This window comes from Chitiniphilus purpureus, assembly GCF_025642115.1.
In the GTDB taxonomy this organism is placed as follows: domain Bacteria; phylum Pseudomonadota; class Gammaproteobacteria; order Burkholderiales; family Chitinibacteraceae; genus Chitiniphilus; species Chitiniphilus purpureus.
In genome coordinates, this window is record NZ_CP106753.1 from 831,992 (window position 1) to 844,603 (window position 12,612).

At 72.6% G+C, this 12,612-nt stretch carries 1 protein-coding gene (running past one end of the window); it reads left to right on the top strand.

What is annotated here, in order from left to right; genetic code table 11:
- Positions 1-12,612 carry the 5' portion of an SDR family NAD(P)-dependent oxidoreductase gene (locus N8I74_RS03780; protein ID WP_263125590.1) on the top strand. Its footprint extends 4,155 nt past the window's final position, so the window shows 12,612 of its 16,767 coding nt (coding positions 1-12,612); its start codon is at positions 1-3; its stop codon lies off the right edge, out of view.

Genomic DNA, 12,612 nt, shown 5'->3' on the forward strand with positions numbered 1-12,612 from the left:
ATGAATACCAGGGTCAAGGGCGATGACATCGCCGTCATCGGCATGGCGGGCAGGTTTCCGGGCGCGGGCAGCGTGGCCGAGTTCTGGGACAACCTGTGTGCGAACCGGGACAGCGTCCGCACGCTGACCGACGACGAGCTGCGCGCCGCCGGCGTGCCCGAGGCACAGCTTGCCGACGCGGATTACGTGAAGGTGGCCGCGCCGCTGGACGGCGTGGCGCAGTTCGACCCGGGCTTCTTCAAGATCTCGCCGCTCGAAGCCGAGCTGATGGACCCGCAGATCAGGCTGCTGCTGCAATGCGCCTGGGAGACGCTGGAGGACGCGGGCCATGCCCGCCACGAGGCACAGCGCATCGGCGTGTTCGCCGGCGCGGGCGGTGTCACCACCAGCTACTTCGCCCACTTCGTCAACCGCCACGAGCGCTTCGAGAAGATCACCGCCGGCGCGGCACACCTTGGCAACGACAAGGACTTCCTCGCCACCTACCTCTCGTACAAGCTCAACCTGACCGGGCCCAGCGTCACGGTCCAGACCGCCTGCTCCACCTCGCTGGTGGCGTTGCACCAGGCGCGGCTGAGCCTGCTCAACGGCGAGTGCGACATGGCGCTGGCCGGCGGCGTGACCGTGCGCGTGCCGCACCTGCATGGCTACCGCTACCAGGACGGCTACATCTTCTCCCGCTCCGGGCGCACCCGCACCTTCGACGCCGACGCCGACGGCGTGGTGTTCGGCAGCGGCCTGGGGCTGGTGCTGATCAGACGCCTTGCCGACGCACTGCGCGACGGCGATCCGATCCACGCGGTGATCAAGGGCTCGGCCATCGCCAACGACGGCAAGGGCAAGATGAGCTACGCCGCCAGCAGCGCCAAGGGCCAGATCGCCTGCGCTCGCGCGGCGCTGGACAACGCCGGGGTCAGCGCCGATTCGATCGGCCTGATCGAAGCGCACGGCACCGGCACCGCGATGGGCGACCCGGAAGAGGTCAAGGCGTTGTCGGCGGTGTTCAAGGAGCAGACCGGGCGCAAGGGCTATTGCGCGCTTGGCGCGGTCAAGACGCAGATCGGCCACCTGGAGGCCGCCGCCGGCATCGCCGGCCTGATCAAGGCGGTGCTGGCGGTCAAGCACGGACTGATCCCACCGGTGGCGCACTACACCCGGCCCAACCCGCGCATCCGTTTCGAGAACACGCCGTTCTACGTCAACCGCGAGCTTGCCCCCTGGCAGGCCGGCCCCGGCCCGCGCCGCGCCGCGGTCAACAGCCTGGGGGTGGGCGGCACCAACGCCTTCGTGGTGATCGAGGAATACGTGCCCGCCAAGGGCAAGCCCGCGGCCGCGCCGGCCGCGCCGGTGGTGGTGCCGCTGTCGGCCCGGACCGACGAGAGCCTGCGTGCCTATGCCGCACGGCTGGCCGCGTTCCTCGCCGCGCGCGGCGACGACGCACCGGGGCTGGCGGCGCTGGCCTATACGCTGCAGACCGGCCGTGCCGCGATGGCGCGGCGCGTCGCCTTCGCCGTCGCCTCGCTGGCCGGGCTGCAGGCGGCATTGGCGCATTACCTTGCACACGGCGAGGCACCGCCGGCCGACGACGGCGAGGCGGCCCGGCTGGCCGCCGCCTGGGCTGCCGGCGAGGCCATCGACTGGGCTGCCCGGCAGGGCCGCGCCGCGCCGCGCCGGGTGCACCTGCCCACCTACGTGTTCGCCGCCGAGCACTGCTGGATGGCGAGCCACCCGGCCGCGCCGGTGCAGGCGTTGCTGCATCCGCTGCTGCATGCCAACACCTCGGACCTGGACGAGCATCGCTACAGCGCCACCTTCACCGGCGATGAACCCTTCCTGCGCGACCACCGGCTGCGTCGGGGCACCGGTGACGACGCGCAGCGCATCCTGCCCGGCGTGGCCTACCTGGAGATGGCACGCGCCGCGGTACGCGAGGCCGGCGTGCCGGATGCCGCGCTCGAACTGCGCGACGTGGTCTGGCTGCAGCCGATCGCGGTGGCGCAACCGGTACAGGTGCGGATCGCACTGCTGCCGCGCGAGCCTGGCCGCATCGATTTCGAGGTCTACACCGGCGACGATGCGATTCACTGCCAGGGCCGCTGCCTGACCGGCGAGGCAACGCCGCAGGCGCCGCACGACCTTGCGGCGCTCAGGGCCGCGCTGCGGCACGAGGGCCTGACGGCCGACGCGGTCTACCGCCTCTTCGGGCGGATGGGGCTGCAGTATGGCCCGGCGCATCGCGCCATCGTGTCGGTCGAGCGTGGCGGACACCAGTTGCTGGCGCAGCTGCACTTGCCGCCCGCGGTGAGGGCGGATGCATCTGGCTATGTGCTGCATCCCAGCCTGATGGATGGCGCGCTGCAGGCCGCCACGCTGCTGCTGGTGGACCCGGCCCGGCCGCCCGAGCGCCCGATGGTACCGTTCGCCGTCGCATCGGTGCGCCTGCTGCAACCGTGCCCGGCCCGGCCGCTGGTGTGGGCGCGGCGGGCGCCGGCCGTTGCCGGCGAACGCGCCGTCCGGCTCGATCTGGACCTGCTCGACGACAGCGGTGCCGTCTGCGTGGCGATCCGTGGCTTCGTCGCGCGCCCCTTGGGCGGCGAGGACAGCGGCAGCCTGCTGGCGACGCAGCAATGGCGGCCCGACCCTGGCACGGCGCCGGTCGAAGGCTGGGCGCGGCGGGTGGTGCTGTGCGGCCTGCCGCAGCTGGACGCCGCCCGTATCGCCCCCGATTGCCGTCATCTGCCGCTGGCCGCACGCGGCGGTCCGGCGCGCCGCTACGGCGAGCTGGCACTCGCCGGCTTCGAGGCGCTGCAGGCGCTGATGGCGGCGCGTCCGTCGCAGGGCACGCTGCTGCAGTTCGTGCTGCCGGACAGCGACGAGCACGCGCTCTACGCGGGGCTGGCCGGGATGATGAAGACCGCGCAGCTGGAACAGCCGCGCGTGGCCGGCCAGATCGTACTGGTCGAGCCCGGCATCGGTGCCGAGGCGCTTGCCGGCCGGCTCGAAGCCGATGCCACGCGGCCGCACGATACGCTGGTGCGCTATCCGCATGGCGTGCGGCACACCGCGCACTGGCAGGTGCTGGACGATGCCGGCGCCGACACATTGCCCTGCCCGTTCCGCGAGCAGGGCGTCTATCTGATCACCGGCGGGCTGGGGGGCCTTGGCCGCTTGTTCGCACAGGAGATCCTTGCGCGCAGCCCACATGCGCGCATCGTGCTCACCGGCCGTGCCGCGCCGGCGCAGCTCAGTGCCGGGCAGGCGGCCGGGTTGGCCGCGCTTGCGGCCGCGGGCGGGGTCGAATACCGGCAGCTTGACCTTGGCAATGCGCGGCGGGTCGCCGCGCTGGTCGCGGCCATCGGCAGGCAGCATGGCCGGCTGGATGGCATCCTGCATTGCGCCGGCACCATCGATGACGACTTCATGCTCAAAAAGGACGCCGCCCGGTTCGCCGAGGTGCTGGCGCCCAAGGTGCAGGGCACGGTCCACCTGGATCAGGCCACGCGCGGGCTCGATCTCGATTTCCTGGTGCTGTTCTCGTCGCTGACCAGCGCGCTGGGCAACCTGGGGCAGGCCGACTACGCCGCCGCCAACGGCTTTCTCGACGGTTTTGCGCACTACCGCAACCGACTGGTCGCCGCTGGCGAGCGCCGCGGTGCCACGCTGGCGATCCGCTGGCCGTTGTGGCGCGACGGCGGCATGCAGCCGGACGAGGCCGGCCGCCGCATGCTGCGCGAAAGCACCGGCATCGCCCCGCTGGACAGCGCCACCGGCATGCAGCTCTTCTACCGCAGCCTTGCCGGCGGCCACGACCAGACGCTGGCGATGGCGGGCGAGCTGCCGCGCATGCTGCGTGCGCTGCGCGGCGTCACCGCGCCGCCGCAGCCGGCCGCCGCCGTGGCGGTGTCGGCCGGCGCCGACCTTGCCGCCGCGGCCGAGGCCCTGCTGTGCCGGCAACTGGCGGCGCTGTGCAAGCTGCCCGAAGCGCAGATCGACGCCCGCGCGCCGCTGGAGGACTACGGCATCGATTCCATCCTGGGGCTGGAACTGATCAAGCGGCTGGAGGCCGGCTTCGGCGCGCTGCCCAAGACCTTGTTCTTCGAATACCTGACGGTGCACGAGCTGGCCGGCTATTTCGCCAGGGAGCACGCGGTGGCGCTGGCTGCGCTGTCCACCGGCAGCGCTGCGCCGGCCACCGCTCCCGCCGTGGTGGTGCCGGCCACGGTTGCCAGCCTGCGCGTCGCCGCGCCGCGCCCGGCGCCCGTCGGCACCGAGCCCATCGCCATCGTCGGGCTGAGCGGGCGCTACCCCGAGGCGCATGACCTCGCCGCGTTCTGGGACAACCTGCGCGCTGGCCGCGACTGCATCGTCGAGGTGCCGGCGAGCCGCTGGGACTGGCGCGACTACTACAGCGCAGACCGCGGCACGCCCGGCGCGCACTACAGCAAGTGGGGCGGCTTCATCGACGGCGTGGACGAATTCGACGCACGTTTCTTCAATGTCTCGCCGCTGGAGGCGCAACTGCTCGATCCGCAGGAGCGGCTGTTCCTGCAGCACGCGTGGCTAGCGATCGAGGATGCGGGCTATACCCGCGAGCGGCTGCAGATCCCGCAGCGCGACGATCTGCCGGCGCAGGTGGGTGTGTACGCCGGGGTGATGTACGGCGAATACCAGCTGTTCGGTGCCGAGGCGAGCCTGCGCGGCGAGCGCAGCGGTTTTGCCAGCAATCCGGCCAGCATCGCCAACCGGGTGTCGTACTTCCTCAACCTGCACGGCCCAAGCATGGTGGTCGACACCATGTGCTCGTCCTCGCTCACCGCCATCCACCTGGCGTGCCAGGACCTCAGGCTCGGCCGCACCGCGCTGGCGCTCGCCGGTGGCGTCAACGTCACCATCCATCCCAACAAATACCTGATGCTCAGCGCCGGGCAGTTCATCTCCGGCGACGGCCATTGCCAGAGCTTTGGCGAGGGCGGTGACGGCTACATCCCGGGCGAGGGCGTCGGCGTGGTGGTGCTCAAGCGTCTCAGTGACGCCGAGCGCGACGGCGACCCGATCCATGGCGTGATCCGCGGCAGCGCGCTCAGCCATGGCGGCAAGACCAACGGCTACACCGTGCCCAACCCGCAGGCGCAGGCCAGTGCGATCCGGCAGGCGTTGGCCGAGGCGGGGGTCGAGGCGCGCGCGGTGAGCTATATCGAGGCGCACGGCACCGGCACCCGGCTGGGCGACCCGATCGAGATCGCGGCGCTGGCCAAGGTGTTCCGCGAGCACACTCCGGACAGTGGCTTCTGCCTGATCGGCTCGGCCAAGTCCAACATCGGCCACTGCGAAGCGGCCGCCGGCATCGCCGGGCTGACCAAGGTGCTGCTGCAGCTGAAGCACCGGCAGATCGTGCCGTCGCTGCACTCGGCACGGCTCAACCCGCATATCGACTTCGCCAGCACGCCGTTCACCGTCAACCAGACCTTGCGGCCGTGGGACGCCCCGGTGCGCGATGGCCGCACGCTGCCGCGCATTGCCGGCATCTCGTCGTTCGGCGCGGGTGGCTCCAATGCGCACCTGATCGTCGAGGAATACCGCGCCGCCGGCACCGCGCCGCAGGCCATGCCACTGCCGGCGATCGTGCCACTGTCGGCACGCACGGCCGAACAGCTGCAGCACAAGGCGCGCGATCTGGCCCGCTTCGTCCGTGCCGAGGCACCGCCGCTGGCCGCACTGGCGTACACGCTGCAGCTCGGGCGCGAGGCCATGGGCGAGCGCCTGGTGGTGCTGGCCGACAGCACCGACATGCTCGCGGACCGGCTCGATGCCTATCTGGCCGACCAGGCCGTCGATGGGCTTCACCGTGGTCAGGCCAAGGCCGGCGCGCACACGGCACCCCGGGCCGCGCTGCACCCCGCGTCGCTGACGCCACCGCAGCTGGCGGCCCGCTGGGCCGGTGGTGAGGCGGTCGACTGGCGCGCACTGCACGCCGCGCCGCACTGGGTCACCGGTCTGCCGGGCTATCCGTTCGCCCGGCAGCGGTTCTGGGCCGACGCCGCCTCACGCCCGGCGACGCCGCTGCCGGGAACCGCGCTGCATCCGCTGCTGCATCGCAATACCTCCGATCTGGCGCAGCACAGCTACGGTGCCACCTTCCGTGGCGACGAATTCTTCTTCGACGGCGCGCCGGGCCAAACCCGCCTGTCGACGGCGGCCTGCCTGGAAATGGCGCGGGCCGCCTTCGCCGCGGCGCTGCCGGGAGGGGCGCCGCAGGCGGTCGAACTGAGCCAGGTGGCGTTCGCGCGGCCGCTGCGGGCACGCGGCGGCGAGCCACTGACCCTCGCACTGTTCGGGCACGACGGCACCACGGCGAAATTCGAGCTTTACGGCGTCGACGAGGACGGCAGCGGGATCGTGCACTGCCAGGGCATCGTCCGGGCCGGCGGTACCGCGACGCCGGAGCAGGTCGATCCGGCCGCCATCGCGCCGCACCAGCGCGTGGCGCTGCCCCTGCCCGGGACGCTGGCACACGGCCACCAGGACTATGTGCTGCACCCGGCGCTGCTGGGCGCGGCCCTCGCCGCGGCCGGCGCCGCCGAACCGCTCGCCGTGGCCACGCTGCATGCGCTCCGGCCGGCGGCACAGGCGCGCCTTGCCTGGGTGCGCCCCGGGGCGCAGGGCATCGATATCGACCTGTGCGACGCTGCCGGGCTGGTCTGCGTCGCGTTGCGCGGCGTACGTCTGCCGGACACGCTGCCGTCGGCCGTGCCCGCCACGGCGGCATCCGCGGTGGTCGCCCCGCGCCCGGTGGCGCTGCCGCTGGCCGCGCCGATGCCATCCGACCCGGTCCGCGCCAAGCCCAGCATCGCGCTGACCCCACCGGCCGCCGCCGCGGCCTTTGCCGCCGGCACCGCGCCCAAACCGCGGATCGCGCTGACGGCACCGGGCGACGGCATGTCGGCAGCGGACGGGACGGTCACGCTGTCCGACCATGGCGACGGCGTGTTCGCGCTGCGTATCGCGGCGCCCGGCGACAATGCGCTGTCGGAGGCGCTGCTGGCCAAACTGCTGGCCGCGCTGCACACGGTCCAGGCGCAGCCGACGGCCAAGGTGCTGCTGCTGGAAGGCGGCCCGACCTGCTTCCTGACCGGCGCGCTGGCAGCACACCGTGCCGCGCTCGCCATGGGCTGCTACGACGCGCTGGCGACATCGGCGGTGCCGGTGATCGCCGTGGTGCGCGGCGCGGTCGACGGCGCCGGGCTGCTGGTCGCCGCCGCCTGCGATTTCCTGGTGTGCGGCGAGCACGCGCGCCTCGCGTCCGCCATGCCGCAGGACGGGTTGCCGTCGGAGGTGGCCGAGCCCGTGCTGGTCGAGCGCTTCGGCCGCGCGGTGGCGGATGACCTGCTGTATCTGGCGCCGGGTGCCAGCGGCGCCGGGCTGGCGCAGCGGGGCTGGCGCGGCCCGGTGCTGCCCGACGACGAGGTCGAGGCATATGCGCTGGCACTGGCGCGCGCACTGGCGGCCAAGCCGCGCCTTGCGCTGCAGTTGCTGAAGCAGCAGCTCAACCGCCGCATCGTGGCTGCGCTGCAGGCGCCGCCGGCACCCACCATTGCCGGCATCCCCATCCCGCAGGACACTGCCGTGACGACGCTGCCCACGGCACCGTCGGCGCGCCTGACGCTGGCGGCGCACGGCGCGCATGCGCTGGTGGTCACGATCCAGCCGCAGGCGGACGATGCCGGCCTGCTGCTGGCCGATCTGGCCACGCTGTTCGAGCACATCGCCCGCCTGCCTTACCGCTGCGTGGTGCTGGCGAGCATGCATCCGCAGTTCCTGCCCGGCGCGCCCGACGCGGCGCTGGCGCTGCGCTTGCGCGACACGCTGCTCGGACTGGCGCGCCCGGTGATCGCGGCGCTTGGCGGTGCGCCGAGCGGGCTGGCGTGGTATGCCGCCCAGCTGTGCCAGGCCTGCGTCTATGCCGAGGAAGGCCACTACGCCGTCGGCGATGCGCTAAGCGCACCGGCGCTGGCCGACGCGGCATGGGCCGCGTTCTCGCTGCGCCTGGGCGAGGAGGCCGCGTTGCAGCTGCTGTTGGCGGGCGACGAGGTCTCCGGCGCGCAACTGCATGCCGGCTACGGCGCCCGTCATGTGGTGCCGGCCGCGATGCTGCTGACGCAGGCACTGGCGCTGGCCGACGCGCTGGCGGCATGGCCGTTGCCGCAGCTGGCCGGCTGGCAGCAGCGCGCCGCGGCACTGCTCGCGGCCCCGGCCGCACCGATGTTGGACGCGCCGGAGGCGGACGCACCGCCGGTGGGGCCGGTCGCGCTGTCGTCGACGGTGATCGAGGCGATCGCGCACCCGCACGGCGTGCTGGAAGTGCGCATGGCCGACCGCGCGGCGCGCAACATGTTCTCCGAGGCGTTCTCGCAGGGGCTGGGCGAGGCGTTTGCCCATGTGGCGGCCCACCCGGGCTACAAGGTGGTGGTGCTCACCGGTTATGACAGCTATTTCGCGTCCGGCGGCACCGAGGCGACGCTGCGGGCGATCCAGCAAGGCCAAGCGCGCTTCACCGACAACCCGGTGTTCCGGCTGCCACTCGATTGCCCGCTGCCGGTCATCGCGGCAATGCAGGGCCATGGCATCGGCGCCGGCTGGGCGCTCGGCATGTATGCCGACCTCGTGCTGTTCAGTGACGAGAGCCGCTATGTCAGCCCCTATATGGAATACGGCTTCACCCCCGGCGCGGGGACGACCTGGCTGTTCCCGCACGCGCTCGGCCATGATCTGGCGCGCGAGACGCTGCTGACCGCGCGCGAATACGCCGGTGGCGTGCTCAAGGCGCGGGGCCTGGCACAGACGGTGCTGCCGCGCGCGGCGGTGCTGCCGGCGGCGCTGGCCCTCGCCGGGCGCATCGCACAGCAGCCACGCGCCCGGCTGCTCCGGTTCAAGGCGCAACGCGGCGCGGCGCTGCACCCGGCGCTGGCGCAGGCGCTGGAACACGAGCTGGCGATGCACGAGCGCACCTTTGTCGGTGAGGCGGGGACGCTGGCTGGCATCGAGCGCCGTTTCGGCGCGCCTGCGCAGCCTGCCGCCCTGCCGGCCGTGGTGTCGTCGCAGCCGGCCGCCGCCGCCGACCTGCCGGCGCTGACCGCCGCGCTCAGGCGCATGCTGGCGCACGAGTTGCGCATGCCGGAGCACGAGATCGGCGAGGACGAACAATTCGTCGAGCTGGGGCTCGATTCCATCACCGGTGTCACCTGGATCCGCAGCATCAACGAGGTCTACGGCACCGCGCTCGAAGCAATCGAGGTGTACAGCCATCCCACGCTGGGCCGGCTGGCTTGCCATCTGCAGGCGCTGCTGCCGCAGGCCGCGGCGCTGCCGCCCCTGTCGGCATCGGCAGCCGGCGATCCAGCGGCGCTGCTCGCCGAACTCAGGCGCATGCTGGCGCACGAGTTGCGCATGCCGGAGCACGAGATCGGCGAGGACGAACAATTCGTCGAGCTGGGGCTCGATTCCATCACCGGCGTCACCTGGATCCGCAGCATCAACGAGGTCTACGGCACCGCGCTCGAAGCGATCGAGGTGTACAGCCACCCCACGCTGCGCCGGCTGGCAAGCCACGTCGGTGGGCAGCTGCGGCCCGCCGCGGTGCCGCAGCCCGTCCCGCCCGCAGCGGCTGCAGCGGCCGCGATACCGGCGCTGCATACGCTGCTGTCGTGGCGCGGCCAGGGCCGCGTGCTGCCGCAGGAGGGTGCGCTGCGGGTACAGCCCATCGCCGTGATCGGCATGGCCGGGCGCTTTCCCAAGGCGCCCGACCTGGCGACGTTCTGGCGCAATATCGCCGAGGGCCGCGACTGCATCGATGAGATCCCGCCGCAGCGTTGGGATATCGAGCGTTACTACCAGGCGGGCGAAGCCGTGCCGGGCAAGACCTACAGCCGCTGGATGGGCGTGCTGGACGGCCATGACCGATTCGACGCGGCGTTCTTCAACATCTCGCCGCGTGAAGCCAGGAGCATGGACCCGCAGCAGCGCCTGTTCCTGGAGGTGTGCTGGCACGGCATCGAGCATGCCGGCTACAACCCCAGGGCGCTGGCAGGCAGCCGCTGTGGCGTGTTCGTCGGCTGCTCGGCCGGCGACTACCACCAGCTGTCGCGCCGCGAACAGCTCAGCGGCCAGGGCTTCACCGGCGCCGCGCCGTCCATCCTGGCGGCGCGCATCGCCTACTTCCTCGACCTGCACGGCCCCAGCCTGTCGATCGATACCGCGTGCTCGTCGTCGCTGGTGGCGGTGGCCACCGCCTGCGACAGCCTCATCGCGCACGGTTGCGATGTCGCGCTCGCTGGCGGCGTCAACGTGATGGCCGGGCCGGCGATGCAGATCATGACTGCGCAACTGGGCATGCTGTCGCCGCAAGGGCGTTGCTTCACCTTCGACGCGCGCGCCAGCGGCATCGTCAACGGCGAGGGAGTGGGGGTGGTGCTGCTCAAGCGGCTGGCCGATGCCGAACGCGACGGCGACGCCATCCACGGCGTGCTCGAAGGCTGGGGGGTCAACCAGGACGGCCGTACCAACGGCATCACTGCGCCCAACGCCGATGCGCAGGCACGGCTGCAGGAGACGGTGTACCGGCGCTTCGGCATCGATCCGGCCGGCATCGGGCTGATCGAGGCGCACGGCACCGGCACGGCGCTGGGCGATCCGATCGAGGTGGCCGGGCTCAAGGCCGCCTTCGGCAGGTTCACCCGCAACCAGGACTACTGCGCGCTCGGCTCGGTCAAGAGCAACATCGGCCACTGCCTGAGCGCGGCCGGCATCTCCGGCCTGCTCAAGGCGCTGCTGGCGCTGGGGCACGCGCAGCTGCCGCCGGCGGCGCATTTCCGGCAGCTCAACCCGCATATCGCGCTCGCCGGCTCGCCGTTCTATGTCAATGCGCGCTTGCAGCCCTGGCCGCAAGGGCAGGGGCCGCGCCGCGCCGCGGTCAATTCGTTCGGCTTTTCCGGCACCAATGCCCATGTGGTGGTGGCCGAGCACCGGCGGCCGGCGGCAGCGCCGTCGCAGTCCGGCCCGATGCTGGTGCCGCTGTCGGCCCGCACGGATCAGGCACTGCGGCACCAGGCGCGCGATCTGCTGGCCTTCCTGCAGGCGATGCCGGACGCCCCACTCGACGACATCGCCTACACGCTGCAGTTGGGGCGCGAGGAGATGGACGAACGCGCCGCCTTCATCGCCGACACGCCGGCCGCGCTTGTGGCGCAGTTGCAGGCGTTCGCCGCCGGCGAGGCTGCGCCGGGCATCTACCAGGGGGCGTTGACGCGTGGCCGCGAGACGCTGGCGGCGCTGGCCGCCGATCCGGATTTCCAGCGCATGCTGGGCAACTGGATCGCCAGGCGCGCGCTCGCCCGGCTGGCCGATCTGTGGGTGCAGGGGCTGGCGCTCGACTGGGCGGCGTTCCACGCGGGCGGCCCGCTGCCGCGCCGCATCGGCCTGCCCGGCTATCCGTTCGCCGACGAGCGCCATTGGCTCGATGCCGAACCCGAATCGGCCGCCGTGCCGGCGGCCGGCACGCGCCATCCGCTGCTGCAGACCAATACCGCCGACCTGTACCGGCAGCAATACCGTACCGCGCTGGCGGGCGACGAATGCTTCCTCACCGGGCGCGAACTGCCGGACGCGGGTGCGCAGCGGGTGCTGTCGGCGGCGGCCTGCCTGGAGATGGCGTGCGCTGCGCTGGCCGAGGCCCTGCCGCAACGGGCGCCCGACGCGCCGATCGCGCTGCACGGCCTGGTCTGGCAGGGCGCGCTGGCGGCGCCGCAGGCCGTGTCGATCGCACTGGCGCCGGACGGCGACGGCGCCGCATTCGAGATCTTCGGCGCGTCCGATGCGCCCGCGCATTGCCAGGGGCTGGCGCTGCCGCACCACGCCGCCGCACCGGCCACGCTGGATCTGGCATCGCTGCGCGCGCGGCTGCGCACCGCCGTGCCAGCCATATCCGGTACCGAAGCCATCGCCGCGCTCCATCTCGCTGCTGGCGAAGCGCTGGCGCATCTGACGCTGCCGGCGGCCCTGGTGCCGACGCTGACCCAGTACCGGCTGCATCCGGTCCTGCTCGATGCCGCGTTGCATGCCGGCCTGACGCTGCTGGGGGAGACGGCGCCCGGCACGCTCGACGCGGCCGAGGTGCTGGCGGCGTGCCCGGCCGAGGCGTTTGCCTGGGCGCGGCGCAGCGCCGGCAGTGCACCCGCGGTCGATATCGATGTGTGCGACGGCGACGGCCGCATCTGCGTCACCCTGCGCGGTCTTGCACCGCAGCACACGCTGCACGCCGGGCTGATGCCGCAGGTCGAACCGGCGCTGCCCACGGCACCGGCCGTTGCCGCACCCGCCCCGCTGGCCGCCGTGGCGGCGCAGCCGGATGCGCGGCCGGCGCTGTCGGTGCTGCGGCAGGACCTGCGCGCGAGCCTGGCGCAGGCGCTGTACATGAAGCCGGCCGAGGTGGACGAGGCACGCCCGTTCACCGAGCTGGGCCTCGATTCCATCGTCGGCGTCGAGTGGGTCAAGGTGATCAACAGGCGCTGGGGCAGCAACCTGTCGGCGACGCGGGTGTACGACTATCCGAATGTGGCG